This is a genomic window from Pseudomonas sp. AOB-7 (genome assembly GCF_003696305.1).
Taxonomy (GTDB): Bacteria; Pseudomonadota; Gammaproteobacteria; order Pseudomonadales; family Pseudomonadaceae; genus Aquipseudomonas.
In genome coordinates, this window is sequence record NZ_RFFK01000003.1 from 352,309 (window position 1) to 364,939 (window position 12,631).

The following is a 12,631-nucleotide window of genomic DNA, read 5'->3' on the forward strand; positions in this document are numbered from 1 at the left end:
CAGTTGTTCCTAATAGGCGTGGGCGGCACAAACCGTCCCCCTAGTCCCTAAGCCTTACGCGTCTACCGGTCGGACACCTGTCTGGCCGCGGCGCGTTTTCCTCATCGCGCCTGCGATCTGCTAATGTGCCGTCCCGGCGGATGGCATGCACTTTCGTGCCAATTCAAAAAAATCCTATCGGTTCGCAGTATTCCTGCGGGCAGTGTCGCATTCGCCGCATCCCATTTTTCAAACGAATGTTTATTCGTTTAGTATTCGGGCCTTCGTCGGTTTTTGCGATGAGCGGCAACTTTTCATGGATGAGCGGTTGGTTTGTCGGGATTTCGCATCGCCGTTTATCCATGGCGCGGGCATTGTCTATGAGGCGCAGTGATGTCGCAGAAAGGATTTTCGCTAATCGAGCTGATGGTGACGCTCGCCGTGCTGGCCATTCTCCTCGGTGTGGCGGCCCCCGGCTTTTCGCAGATGCTGCGCGACAACCGCCTGGCTGCCGAGGCCAACGGCTTCGTCAGCATGCTCAACTATGCCCGCGGCGAAGCCGCTCAACGTGGCCAGCAGGTGCGCCTGCGCGGGCCGCTGCAGGATAGCGGCATATGGCAGGTGAGCCGGGTCGCGGATGATCTGCTGTTGCGCGAGTTTCCGGCCATGGAGGCGTTTTTCGTCCAGCCCGCCGGCGTGCAGGCGGTCGTCTTCGATGGCCAGGGACGCCTGGTCGCCAATGCGGCCAAGGCCCTGACCCTGAGCGTCGATACCCAGTATGGCGAGAGCGCGGCCCAGTATGCGCGCACCGTAACCATCGCCCTGTCCGGTGTGGTCTCGGTAGCCAAGGAGCAAGCGCGATGAGCCGATGCATGCAGCAGGGCGCCTCGTTGATCGAGGTGCTGGTCGCGGTGGTGATCTTTTCCCTGGCGATTCTCGGTCTGGCGGCCATGCAGCTCAACGCGCTGAAGGCCAACCAGAGCGCATCGGTTCGCTCGCATGCGGTGTTCCTCGCCTACGAGATGGCCGACCGCATGCGCGCTGGTCGTGGCGACGCCCAGGCCGGTCTCTACGACCTGGCGTTGGATGCCGAGCTGGCCTGCGTGCCGTCCGCAGAGGACGACTGCCTGCCGTTCCAGCGCGACCAGGCGCAGTGGCGCGCCAACCTGGCCAGCCAGCTGCCGGACGGTACCGGTGGCGTGGCTCGCGACGGGCAACGCTTCACCATCACGGTTCAATGGACAGAGGAGCGGGTGGGTGGCAGTCCGGCCCAGCAGTTCTCTTTCGTGACTCAGATCTGACGAGGTGGCTATGCGCAAACAGCGCGGTTTGAGCCTGATCGAGTTGATGGTGGCCATGTTGCTCGGCCTGATCGTCACCGGTGCGGTTCTGCAGGTGTTTCTCAGCAGCAAGACTACCTTCGTCATGCAGGGCAACCTGAACCGGCTGCAGGAAAACGGCCGTTTCGCTTTGCAGTATCTGGCGCAGCAGGTTCGCCCGGCCGGCATCGGCCTTGGCGTGCGCCTGCCGGAAGAAAGCATTTGCGTGGTGGCCAGCAATGCCGATCCGGCCGACTGGGCAGGCATCAATCGTCCCGTTTGGGGCCGTACCAGCGCAGGTGCCGCGGGCGAGCTGGGCGTGGCCGGCAGCGACGAAGTACATGTGTTCGCCAACGACGGTTGCGAGGCCTTCCTCACCGAGGGCGAGGTGATGGCGCCCGGCAAGAACGCCAACGTCAAGGTCGACCGCTACTGCCCGAGCATGCAACAGAATCAACTGGTGATGGTGGCGGATCTGCAGAAGGCGGTGGTGATCCGTATCACCAACGCCCCGAATGCCAATGTCAAGGAGCCGACCCTGGCCCATGCCGCGGGCACCAACAACGCTGCAGCCCTGTGCGGCGGCTTCAAATTCTCCGAGATTCGCTTCGAAAGCCCCGCGCGCATCTTCGGTTTCGCCCACCGGGTGTTCTACGTCGCCGAGACCGGGCGCAACGGCGTCGACGGCCGGCCGTTGCATGCTCTGTTCGTGCGCAATTCGGCCACCGGCGTCGCCGAGGAGATGGTCGAGGGCGTGCAGTCCATGCGCGTGCACTATGGACTGGTTGCCGCCGGCGGGGTGGGAGTGCGCGACTATCTGAGCGCCGCCGAGGTCGAGGCGGCCAACCGCTGGGATGACGTGCGCACCCTCAGTTTCGAGCTGCTGCTGGAGAGCGACGGCCAACTGGCCAGTGCCCGCGATCAGACGGTGGTGTTCGATGGGGCGGCGGTCGCCGCCGATGGACGTCTGCGCCAGGTCTACCGGACCGTGGTCGCCCTGCGCAACCGGATCGACTGATGAGGCCCTTTATGCAGATGAAACGGCAGCGGGGCGTGGTGCTCCTGGTATGCCTGGTGATGGTGCTGATCCTCACGGTGATCGGTCTGGCGTCCATGTCCGGCAGCACCCTGCAGGAGCGCATGGTCGGTGGTACCCGCGATTACAACACCGCCTTCCAGGCCGCCGAGGCGGCGTTGCGTAGCGGCGAAGCCTATGTGCGTCAGCAGGTGGAGGCCAGTGCCGATCCGGCCAGCCTGTTCCTGGTGGCGAGCGCCTGTCCGGTGCTGACCGCCGAGCAGTGGGCCGCGCCGGACAATCTCCGGCGCCAGCCTGCCACGCCGACCTGCACGGTGAGTAATTTCTACGGCGACGCCGCAAGCGGAACCACCTTCATCTGCGAGACCGACGGCTCGATCAGCGAGGATCGCGCCTTCGACTGCCTCAGCCGCACCTTCCTGTTCAATGTCGAGGCACGGGGTTACGGCAGCGGCGACGCGGAAGTCCATCTGCGCTCCACGGTGGCCATCGCCATTCGCGGACAGAACTGATCAAGGAGCATGAGATGCAAGCGGCAATGGCTTCCTTCACCCTGCGCGCGCTGCTGGCGGCGCTGCTGACCGGCGCGTCGTTGCAAGCCGCCTGGGCCTTTACCCCGGCGCAGTCGCCGCTCAACCTCGGCGGTCAGGTGGAGCCGAACATCCTGTTCATCCTCGACGACTCGGGCTCGATGCGCTGGGGGTTCATGCCCGATGAGTTGCGCCCGTCCTACATGGAATCCGGGCAGGGCTGGTACAACCAGGCCGAGTGTACCGGCCGTGGTGCCTATGGCGGCGCTTACACCCATTTCTGCAGCAAGGGCACGCGCCGTTATCTGACCTCCAGTCATCTGAATAAGGTGTATTTCAACCCGGCCGTCACCTACCTGCCACCGATCAAGAGCGATGGCCAGCGTTTCGCCAGCGCCAGCTTCAGTGCGGCCTGGCTCGATGGCTATGCCGGCAGCGCGACCGTGGACCTGCGCAGCAACTACATGGCGACCATGGACGATTATTTCGCCGCCAGCAGCTACGAATGCCTCAATCGGCGCTGCGACAACGTGCGTTACTACCGTGGCTTCGCCATCGGCAACGCCTCTGGCGGCGTGGCCGCCTTCTACCATGACTACGTCGGCGGCGGCAGCTGTGCCAGTAATCCGCGCCAGGACAGCTGCTACGCCGAGCGTGCCGTCAGCGCTGACCAGCAGCAGAACTTCGCCAACTGGTTTTCCTACTACCGTACTCGCATGCTGGCGGCCAAGGCCGGCGTCAGCCAGGCCTTCCATGGCCAGGGCGGCGATATCCGCGTCGGCTACGGCGCCATCAACCTTGCCGGCAACACGGTCGATGGCGTCGCCACCGATACCCTGGTGCGCGGCGTGCGGCGCTTCGAGGGCAGCGGCCGCAGCGATTTTTACGACTGGCTGTTCGCCGCCCAGGCCAGTGGCAGTACGCCGCTGCGCAAGGCTCTGGGCGATGCCGGCGAGTACTATTCGCGCGCCGATGCGCGCGGGCCCTGGAGTTCCACGCCGGGTGCCAGCGGTGGGCAGGACTATGCCTGCCGGCAGAGCTACAGCCTGCTCACCACCGACGGCTACTGGAATGGTGACGGCGCCGCCAACAGCGACGCGCAGGGCAACGTCGATAACGGCAACGGGCCGACCATCAGTGGGCCGGACGGCGCCACCTACCGCTACGTGCCCAAGTCGCCGTTCCGCGACAACCACGCCGGCACCCTGGCCGACGTGGCGATGTACTACTGGAGCCGCGACCTGATCGCCAACCTGGCCAACCGGGTGCCGACGTCGCCGGCCAATCCGGCCTTCTGGCAGCATATGGTGACCTTCGGCATCGGCCTGGGGGTCAGTGGCAGCGTCGATGCGCAGCAGGCGTTCGCCGCCATCGGCAGCGGCGCCTCCCTGACCTGGCCGGATCCGTCGGCCAGCGAGCCGGCCAAGATCGACGACCTGTTGCACGCCGCCGTCAACAGCCGCGGCGAGTTCTTCAGCGCCCAGGATCCGCAATCCTTCGCCAAGGCCTTGAGCGACACCCTGGGTTCGATTGCCGTGCGCAACGGCTCCAACACGGCGGCGGTGCCCAGCGCCCGGCGTCTGGACAGCGAGACCCTGGTCTACGAGGCCAACTTCAGCAGTGCCGACTGGTCCGGCAAGCTGCTGGCCAAGCGCCCGACGCAGACCAGCACGGGCATCGTCTTCAGCGACCAGTGGGAGGCCGGGAGGCTGATCAACCCGAGCGCCCGGCGGCTGTTCGGCCACAGCGGCGCGGCCGGCAGCGGCCAGGGCCTGGCGCTGAACTGGAGCGGGTTGTCCAGCGAGATGCGCGGGCACTTCGACAACAACCAGGCGCTGTTCGATTACCTGATGGGCAGCGATGCCAACGAGGCGCCCGCCGGGCTCAAGTATCGGTCGCGCAGTACGCTGCTGGGCGATATCGTCAATTCCACCCTGGTGCTCGCCAACAAGCAGAACTGGGGCTTCCAGGGGCGGGTGCCGGCGCCCGGCAACGGAGCCCAGGACTACAACGCCTTCGTCGCCGGCAAGGCCGGGCGCACGCCGACCCTGTTCGTCGGGGCCAACGACGGTTTCCTCCATGCCTTCGACGCCAACAGCGGCCGAGAATTGTTCGCCTACATGCCCAGCGGTGTGCTGAGCAATGTCAAACAGCTGGCCGCCAGCGACTACAACCACCGTTACTTCGTCGACGGCGGCCTACAGGTTCGCGACGCCGTACTCGACGGACGCTGGCGCTCGGTGCTGGTGGGCAGTCTCGGCGCGGGCGGCAAGACGGTATTCGCCCTAGACGTGACCGACACCTCCAGCAGCGGTTTCGACGCCAGCAAGGTGCTCTGGGAGATCAAGGACGATGCCGATCTGGGCCATGTGTTCGGCGACCCGGTGATCGGTCGCCTGAAGGACGGCAAGTGGGTGGCGATCTTCGGCAACGGCCACGGCAGCACCAACGACGACTCGGTGCTGCTGATCGTCGACCTGGCCAGCGGCGAGCTGAACAAGGTGCGCGCCGGTGCCGCGACCGGCGGATTGTCCAGCCCGTCCTTCGTCTATGCGCGCGACGACGACGGATACATCTACGTCGATGCCATCTATGCCGGCGACCTCAGCGGCAACCTGTGGAAGTTCAACCTGAAGAACAATGGCAGCGGCGCCGACGACTTCGAGGTCAGCCTGCGCTCCGGCGGCCGGCCGCAACCGCTCTACGTGGCCAGCGACAGCAGTGGCAAGCGCCAGCCGATCACCGTCAAGCCGGAGATCGCCCCCCACCCGCAGGAGGGCTTCGCAGGCAACATGATCTTCTTCGGCAGCGGACGCATGTACAGCGCCGGCGACGTCACCGATCGCAGCACCCAGAGCTTCTACGGCATCTGGGACAAGCCGGCCAGCAACGGCGGCTCCATCGCCTTCACTGGTCGCGGCGCGCTGGACGCTCGTTCCATCCTCTTCGAGGGCAGAGCGCACGAGCGTCTGGTGCGGGTGCTGGATCGGTCCGCCGGGCTCAACTGGGCCACGCAGCGCGGCTGGTACCTCGACCTGACCTCGCCGGTATCCGGCGCCCAGGGCGAGCGGGTGATCCATGCGCCGAGCATCCTGCTCAACCGCCTGGTGGTGCAGACCGCCATTCCGTCCAGCGACCCGTGCATGGGCGGCGGCAGCGGCTGGACCCTGGTACTCGACCTGGGGACGGGAGGACGGCTCAACTACACCCTGTTCGATATGAACAAGGACGGCAGTTTCGACAGCGGCGATACCGTGCTGGTCGACGGCGTGCCGATGGACGTTTCCGGCCTGGGCTCGGAGGGGGGCATTCCCACCGGCGGTTACGACCTGCTGGACGATAACAAGTACTGGCTCTGCCGCGGCACCGGGGTGGACGATTGCATTCCTGCCGCCAATGGTCTGAATGTCATCGAAGGGCGCCAGTCGTGGAATCAGATCAAGTAGCCCAGGCGCGGTCCAGGGCAAGGGCATGAGGGGGTAGGAGCGAATTTATTCGCGATTTCGCGATAGAGGCCAGGTGCCTCCTTGGTTCCTACAGGGCGCCGCCTGCTGGTTCTTTCCGCTTCGAGCGATTGCCCTGGCACACCCAATTTAGCGATGACAATGGCGCCGGTTCGGCGCCTCGGACTCAAACAGATGTCACGACAACAAGGTTTCACCCTGATCGAACTGATGATTGTGGTAGCGGTGATCGGCATCCTCGCCGCCATCGCCTATCCCAACTACACCGAGTACGTCGCCCGCGGCAAGCGCGCCGAGGCCAAGGCCGCGCTGATGGACGGCGCACAGAGCCTGGAGCGCCACTTCGCCGCTCAGGGCACTTACCTGGGCGCGGATGGCAACCTGGCGGCGGTGTTCCCGCAGGCGGCCGGTACCAGCTATACCCTGGCGGCCAGCGGCAACGCCACGGCCACCAGTTTCCTCCTGCAGGCCACTCGCACCGGCAGCATGGCCAGCGATCCCTGTGGCGACTTTCGTGTCAGCCACACCGGCGCTCGTACGCTGAGCAATGCCAGCCGTAGCGCCGCCGAGTGCTGGTAGCCGACGCGCTGCTGGCGTATAACGGGCCGCCTCGTCTTGCACGAGGCGGCCCGTTTTCGTTAGCCAAGATCCAAGCCTAGCGTCGCACAGCTGGCGAACTCGCCCGGTTCCTGTGCCGGTCGCCCGGATCACGGCGTATTCGTCCGAGGAAAAGTCATGCGCGTGTTGATCGTAGGGGGAGGGGCCATCGGCCTGTTGAGTGCCAGCCTGCTGGCGCAGGGCGGCGCCGAAGTGTGCCTGCTCGATCGCGGGCCCTTGGGCGGCGAATCCTCCTGGGCCGGCGGCGGCATCGTTTCGCCGCTCTATCCCTGGCGTTACGGCGCGGCGGTGACGGCGTTGGCGCATTGGTCGCAGGATTTCTATCCGGGGCTCGGCGAGCAGTTGCTGGCTGCGACCGGGATCGATCCCGAGGTGCATGTCACCGGCCTGTACTGGCTGGATCTGGACGACGAGGCCGAGGCGCTGGCCTGGGCGGCGCGCGAGGGGCGGGTGTTGCGGGCGGTGGAGATTGACGAGGTGCATGCCCGGGTGCCGGCGTTGGGAGCGGGCTTCGCGCACGCCATCCATATGCCGGGGGTGGCCAATGTGCGTAACCCGCGGCTGGTCAAGGCGCTGCGCGCGGCGCTGCTGGCGATGCCCAAGGTGCAGTTGCACGAGCAGTGTGCGGTCAGCGGCTTCATTCAGGAGGGGGGGCGGATCTGCGGCGTCACCACGGCCGACGGCGAGATTCGCGCGGAGCGTGTGGTGCTGGCCGCCGGGGCCTGGAGTGGCGAGTTGCTCAAGGGCCTGGGGATCGATCTGCCGGTGCAGCCGGTCAAGGGCCAGATGATTCTCTACAAGTGCGCCGCGGACTTTCTGCCGAGCATGGTGCTGGCCGGCGGGCGCTACGCGATCCCGCGGCGCGACGGCCATATCCTGGTGGGCAGCACCCTGGAGCATGCCGGCTTCGACAAGACGCCGACCGAGGTGGCCCTGGCCAGTCTGAAGGATTCGGCGGAGACGCTGTTGCCGGCGTTGAAGGAGGCCGAGGTGGTCGGCCACTGGGCCGGTCTGCGGCCGGGTTCGCCGGAGGGTATTCCCTTTATCGGCGAGGTGCCTTCGTATCCCGGGCTGTGGCTCAATTGCGGGCATTACCGCAACGGCCTGGTGCTGGCGCCGGCGTCCTGCCGCCTGCTGGCCGATCTGCTGCTGGGGCGCGAGCCGATCATCGATCCGGCGCCCTATGCGCCGGCGGGGCGGTTGGGCTAGCTTGGCCAGCTGCATGCGGTATCGATCCCGCGCTTTGGTGGATGTAAACAGCGACATCCACCCTGCGGAACGCTGTGTGTCTCCTAGTCGATCCCCAGTTTCTTCAGGCGGTAGCGCATCGAGCGGAACGTCAGGCCCAGGCGTTGGGCGGCGGCGGTGCGGTTCCAGCGGGTTTCTTCCAGGGCCTGCATGATCAGCTTGCGCTCGACGCCTTCGAGGTAGTCCTCCAGGTTGTCGATCTGCGCCAGGCTGGTTTCGCCGGCCTCGCCGCTCGGGCCGCCGGCGTCGGCCAAGCGCAGGTCGGCGGCGCTGATCTGGTCGTCCTCGCACAGGGTGTAGGCGCGTTCGAGCATGTTCTCCAGTTCGCGCACGTTGCCCGGGAAGCGGTAGTTCTTCAGTTTTTCCAGCGCCTCGGGTTGCAGCTTGGCGGCGGCCAGGCCGCTGCCGTCGGCCAGGCGCGCGAGCATCACCGTGGCCAGCTGGGCGATGTCCTCGCGGCGCTCGCGCAGCGGCGGCACGCGCAGCTCGATGACGTTGAGGCGGTAATAGAGGTCCTGGCGGAAGCGCCCGGCGGCCACCTCGGCGGCCAGGTCCTTGTGCGTGGCGCAGAGGATGCGCACGTCCACCACCACTTCCTGCTGGCCACCGACGGCGCGCACGGCCTTCTCCTGGATCGCGCGCAGCAGCTTGACCTGCATCGGCAGTGGCAGGTCGGCCACTTCGTCGAGGAACAGAGTGCCGCCGTTGGCGGCCTGGAACAGGCCCTGCTTGTCCTCGATGGCGCCGGTGAAGCTGCCCTTCTTGTGGCCGAAGAACTCGCTCTCCATCAGCTCCGAGGGGATGGCGCCGCAGTTGACCGGAACGAACGGCTGCTCGGCGCGCGGGCCCTGTTCGTGGATCAGTCGCGCCACCAGTTCCTTGCCGCTGCCCGACTCGCCGCTGATATAGACCGGCGCCTGACTGCGGGCGAGTTTCTGGATCTGCTTGCGCAGCGCCTTCATCGGTGGCGAGTCGCCGAGCAGGCGGTTGTCGACCGGCGCGTCCTCGCCCTCGGGAGAGCGGATGCGCAGGGCGGTGGCGACCAGTTCGCGCAGCCGGCCGAGGTCCACCGGCTTGGTGACGAAGTCGAAGGCGCCGGCCTTGAGCGCGTTGATCGCGGTGTCCAGGCTGCCGTAGGCGGTGATCATCGCCACCGGGACCTGCGGGTGGCGCTGCTGGATGTGCTGCACCAGCTCCAGGCCGGTACCGTCGGGCAGGCGCATGTCGGTCAGGCACAGGTCGAAGGGTTCACGCGCCAGCCACTCGCGCGCTTCCTTGACGTTGCGCGCGCTGCGCGTGTCCAGCTTCATCCGGCCGAGGGTGATTTCCAGCAGTTCGCGGATGTCCGGTTCGTCGTCGACGATCAAGGCTCTCTGGCGGGTCATGGTCAGCTCAGTTTGCGCGGGTGGGCGAAGGTGATGCGAAAGCAGCTGCCGCCGCCTTCGCGGGGTTTGTAGTCGAGGCGCGCCTGGTTGCCCTGGCACAGCTCGCGGGAAATATACAGGCCCAGGCCCGTGCCCTTGTTCTCGGTGGTGTAGAAGGGCTCGAAGATGTGTTGCTCCTGCTCGGGCGGCACGCCGGGGCCGTCGTCGAGGATTTCCAGCACCGGCAGGTCGCTGGTCTCGTCGCGGAACAGGCGCAGCCAGACCTGGCCGCTCTTGTGCTGCTTGGCGCTGTAGCGCAGGCCGTTTTGCACTAGGTTGGTCAGCACCTGGGTCAGCTGGTGCGGGTCCATGCGCGTCTGCAGGCTGCCGCCCTGGGTCTCCAGGTGGATCTGCCGGTCCGCCGGCGCCGAGCTGCGGAACTCGCTGGCGAAGCGGTGCAGCCAGTATTTCAGGTCGAGCAGTTGCGGCTCGGCCTGGCGCCGGCGCGACAGCTGCAGGACGTTCTCGATCACCATGTTCATGCGCTTGGAGTGATCCTGGATGATCTGCGCCAGGCGCTGGTCCGGGCCCTGCAGCTCTTCCGACTCCTGCAGCAGCTGCGCGGCGTGGCTGATGGCACCGAGCGGGTTGCGGATCTCGTGGGCGATGCCGGCGGTCAGTCTTCCCAGGGAGGCCAGCTTGAGTTGCTGGGCCTGCTGGGCGATCTGCGAGATGTCGTCGAGAAACACCAGGGTGTGCTGCTGCTCGCCGCGCTGCAGGGAAATGAAACTGGGTTGCAGCACCGCGCCGCCGGGCTGGGCCTGCAGGTTGTCCGGGCGCAGGGTGGGGTTGTGCTGCCACTGCTGCAGGCGCTTGACCAGCTCGGGGCAGTGCGGGTCGATGATCTTGCCGGTCAGTTCGCCGCGCCCCAGCAGCTGGGTGGCGCCCTGGTTGGCCAGTAGCACGCGGTGCTGGCTGTCGAGCACCAGGATGCCGGTGCGCATGCGCTGGAGGATCTGCGCGTTGAGTTCTTCCAGGTTGGCCACGTCGGCGGCGCGTTGCTCGGCCAGGCTCTCGCTCAGGCGCAGGCGGCGGGTGATGCCCTGGACGAACAGCGCGCCGGCGAAGCACAGCGCGCCGAGGGCGCCGGCCTGTACGTACTGCGCGGCGGCGGCCGGGCGGCTGAGGCTGAGGTAGAAGGTCAGGTAGATCAGCGCCATCGCGGCGACGGCGGCTATCAGCAGGCCGATGCGTCCGCGCAGCAGGATATTGGCGATGGCCACCGCCACCACCAGCAGGTTGCCGATGCCGCTGGGCGTGCCGCCGGCGGCGTAGAACAGGCCGGAGAGGAAGATCACGTCGACCAGCGCCAGGCTGAACAGCTGCATCAGGTGCCTGGGCTTCTGCACCAGCACGGCGATGAAGATATTCATCACCAGGTAGATCCAGCTGCCGGTGCGAAACAGCTCGATATGCACCACGTCCAGCAATTGCTCGTCGAGGTTGCTGGAGATCAGCAGGATCAGCGCCAGGCCGATGCTCAGGCGATAGAAGTGGTAGAGCCTGAGGATGCGCCGCCCCTGCGTGCTGTCGAGGACGCTGGCGTCAGCGATCACCGGCGTGCGGGCCTTGTTCGAGGTGGGCCTGGCTGCAGTACCAGCGCTGATCCTGGCTCAGTGCCTGGCTTTGCGGCACGTGCACGCCGCAGTGGGCGCAGCGCACCATGGGCGCGGCGGCGTCCTCGCGCGGACGCGGGCGTTTCGGTTTGCTGACGAAGCGGCGCCAGATCCAGATCGCGGCGAAGATCACGGCGATCCAGAACAGCAGGCGGAACAGGCCCATGGTGTGCTCTTTAGTCGGTTAAAGCCGGCAGTTTAGCCAAGCCGCGGCCATCGGCACAGGGGCCGGGTGGCAGGCTGTGCGCTGATTCCGGGCAATAAAAAAGGGAGGCCGTGGCCTCCCTTCTATGCGGACGTAGCGATCAGTCGAACAGGCCGAAGGTCAGGTAGCTCCAGATCGAACGCTTCTTTTCGGTCTCGCCGGTCTCGGCGTCCTGCTGCAGCTCAGCCGGAATCTGCTGCTCGGCATCTTCGTACTGACGGATCACGTCCTGGCTGGCGCGGGTTTCGCCCGGCGGCAGCGGGGTGTCGGTCTCGATCAGGCCGAGGGTGGCCTTGGCCAGCCAGGAGCGGTTGTCCGCCTCTTCCTCGCGCGGCACGAACTGGCCGTCGACCAGGCTGGGGTGGTCGGGGTAGTTGAGCTTGAGGGTTTCCAGGCTGGTGGCGGCCAGGTCGTCAAGGGACAGGCGCTGGTAGGCCTCGGTCATGATCGCCAGGCCGTCGCCGACCGCCGGGGTTTCCTGGAAGTTTTCCACCACGTAGCGGCCGCGGTTGGCGGCGGCGACGTAGGCCTGGCGCTTGAGGTAGTAGTGGGCGACGTGCACTTCGTAGGCGGCCAGCAGGTTGCGCAGGTAGATCATGCGCTGCTTGGCGTCCGGCGCGTAGCGACTGGTGGGGTAGCGGCTGGTGAGCTGGGCGAACTCGTTATAGGAGTCGCGCGCCGCGCCGGGGTCGCGCTTGGTCATGTCCAGCGGCAGGAAGCGCGCCAGCAGGCCGCGGTCCTGGTCGAAGGAGGCCAGGCCCTTGAGGTAGTAGGCGTAGTCGACGTTGGCGTGCTGCGGGTGCAGGCGGATGAAACGCTCGGCGGCGGACTTGGCGGCCTCCGGCTCGACGTTCTTGTAGTAGGCGTAGATCAGCTCCAGCTGCGCCTGCTCGGCGTAGCGGCCGAACGGGTAGCGCGATTCCAGGGCCTTGAGCTTGCTGATGGCGCTGGTGTAGCTGCGGTTGTCCAGGTCGGCCTGGGCCTGCTGGTACAGCTCCACCTCGCTCAGGTTTTCGTCGACCTCCGGCTGCTTCGAGGAGCAGGCGGCGGTGAGGGCGAGGATGGCGATCAGCAGCAGGTGTCTCACTTGCATGGCGGCTTGCGTCCCTGTGACGGCCGCGCGGCCGTCCTGTTATGATGAGCGCCCCCTGGGTTCCCCTGGGGCAAAGACGCCGTATTTAACCACAAGCCC

At 66.5% G+C, this 12,631-nt stretch carries 12 protein-coding genes; 8 read left to right on the forward strand and 4 right to left on the reverse strand.

Features of this window, described 5'->3' with window-relative positions:
* Positions 1-145 precede the first annotated feature (145 nt).
* The 8 genes from EA796_RS23065 (at position 146) to thiO (ending at position 8,155) form a co-directional block, all read left to right on the forward strand.
* Positions 146-373 (forward strand): hypothetical protein, encoded by a 228-nt coding sequence (locus EA796_RS23065; protein ID WP_147459042.1) that lies wholly within the window; start codon positions 146-148, stop codon positions 371-373.
* Positions 373-843 (forward strand): GspH/FimT family pseudopilin, encoded by a 471-nt coding sequence (locus EA796_RS08240; protein WP_021441739.1) that lies wholly within the window; start codon positions 373-375, stop codon positions 841-843. The genes EA796_RS23065 and EA796_RS08240 overlap by 1 nt, the downstream gene beginning before the upstream one ends.
* Positions 840-1,280, forward strand: a complete 441-nt coding sequence (gene pilV, locus EA796_RS08245) for a type IV pilus modification protein PilV (protein ID WP_122108260.1) — start codon at positions 840-842, stop codon at positions 1,278-1,280. Before EA796_RS08240 ends, pilV begins: the two co-directional genes overlap by 4 nt.
* 10 nt (positions 1,281-1,290) lie before the next feature.
* The gene (locus tag EA796_RS08250) at positions 1,291-2,316 is read left to right on the forward strand and encodes a PilW family protein (protein WP_122108350.1); all 1,026 of its coding nucleotides are present in this window, start codon (positions 1,291-1,293) and stop codon (positions 2,314-2,316) included.
* An 11-nt stretch (positions 2,317-2,327) separates the two neighbouring features.
* On the forward strand, positions 2,328-2,846 hold the full coding sequence (locus EA796_RS08255; protein ID WP_256679190.1) for a PilX N-terminal domain-containing pilus assembly protein: 519 nt from the start codon (positions 2,328-2,330) through the stop codon (positions 2,844-2,846).
* A 14-nt stretch (positions 2,847-2,860) separates the two neighbouring features.
* Positions 2,861-6,310, forward strand: a complete 3,450-nt coding sequence (locus EA796_RS08260) for a pilus assembly protein (protein ID WP_122108262.1) — start codon at positions 2,861-2,863, stop codon at positions 6,308-6,310.
* Positions 6,311-6,502: 192 nt separating this feature from the next.
* Entirely contained in the window at positions 6,503-6,907 is a 405-nt protein-coding gene (locus EA796_RS08265; protein WP_031302479.1) for a type IV pilin protein, read from the forward strand.
* Positions 6,908-7,063: 156 nt separating this feature from the next.
* Positions 7,064-8,155, forward strand: a complete 1,092-nt coding sequence (gene thiO, locus EA796_RS08270; RefSeq protein WP_122108263.1) for a glycine oxidase ThiO — start codon at positions 7,064-7,066, stop codon at positions 8,153-8,155.
* A gap of 83 nt (positions 8,156-8,238) precedes the next feature.
* Here the strand turns inward: thiO and EA796_RS08275 are convergent, their stop codons facing one another.
* From EA796_RS08275 to EA796_RS08290, 4 genes are all read right to left on the reverse strand, one after another.
* Complete coding sequence (locus tag EA796_RS08275; protein WP_122108264.1) at positions 8,239-9,579, reverse strand: sigma-54 dependent transcriptional regulator; 1,341 nt, start codon at positions 9,577-9,579, stop codon at positions 8,239-8,241.
* A gap of 2 nt (positions 9,580-9,581) precedes the next feature.
* Positions 9,582-11,174 carry a PAS domain-containing sensor histidine kinase gene (locus tag EA796_RS08280; protein WP_021441731.1) on the reverse strand — a complete coding sequence of 531 codons (1,593 nt, stop codon included), beginning with the start codon at positions 11,172-11,174 and terminating at the stop codon, positions 9,582-9,584.
* Positions 11,164-11,400 carry a PP0621 family protein gene (locus EA796_RS08285; RefSeq protein ID WP_021441730.1) on the reverse strand — a complete coding sequence of 79 codons (237 nt, stop codon included), beginning with the start codon at positions 11,398-11,400 and terminating at the stop codon, positions 11,164-11,166. Before EA796_RS08285 ends, EA796_RS08280 begins: the two co-directional genes overlap by 11 nt.
* A gap of 139 nt (positions 11,401-11,539) precedes the next feature.
* Positions 11,540-12,532 (reverse strand): outer membrane protein assembly factor BamD, encoded by a 993-nt coding sequence (locus tag EA796_RS08290; protein ID WP_021441729.1) that lies wholly within the window; start codon positions 12,530-12,532, stop codon positions 11,540-11,542.
* Positions 12,533-12,631 lie beyond the last annotated feature (99 nt).

Excerpts from the sequence above, each read along its gene's own strand:
- EA796_RS08250 (WP_122108350.1), top strand. The coding sequence starts at position 1,291 with ATGCGCAAACAGCGCGGTTTGAGCCTGATCGAGTTGATGGTGGCCATG.
- EA796_RS08285 (WP_021441730.1), bottom strand. The coding sequence starts at position 11,400 with ATGGGCCTGTTCCGCCTGCTGTTCTGGATCGCCGTGATCTTCGCCGCG.
- thiO (WP_122108263.1), top strand. The coding sequence starts at position 7,064 with ATGCGCGTGTTGATCGTAGGGGGAGGGGCCATCGGCCTGTTGAGTGCC.
- EA796_RS08240 (WP_021441739.1), top strand. The coding sequence starts at position 373 with ATGTCGCAGAAAGGATTTTCGCTAATCGAGCTGATGGTGACGCTCGCC.
- EA796_RS08265 (WP_031302479.1), top strand. The coding sequence starts at position 6,503 with ATGTCACGACAACAAGGTTTCACCCTGATCGAACTGATGATTGTGGTA.
- EA796_RS23065 (WP_147459042.1), top strand. The coding sequence starts at position 146 with ATGCACTTTCGTGCCAATTCAAAAAAATCCTATCGGTTCGCAGTATTC.
- EA796_RS08275 (WP_122108264.1), bottom strand. The coding sequence starts at position 9,579 with ATGACCCGCCAGAGAGCCTTGATCGTCGACGACGAACCGGACATCCGC.
- pilV (WP_122108260.1), top strand. The coding sequence starts at position 840 with ATGAGCCGATGCATGCAGCAGGGCGCCTCGTTGATCGAGGTGCTGGTC.
- EA796_RS08260 (WP_122108262.1), top strand. The coding sequence starts at position 2,861 with ATGCAAGCGGCAATGGCTTCCTTCACCCTGCGCGCGCTGCTGGCGGCG.
- EA796_RS08255 (WP_256679190.1), top strand. The coding sequence starts at position 2,328 with ATGCAGATGAAACGGCAGCGGGGCGTGGTGCTCCTGGTATGCCTGGTG.
- EA796_RS08290 (WP_021441729.1), bottom strand. The coding sequence starts at position 12,532 with ATGCAAGTGAGACACCTGCTGCTGATCGCCATCCTCGCCCTCACCGCC.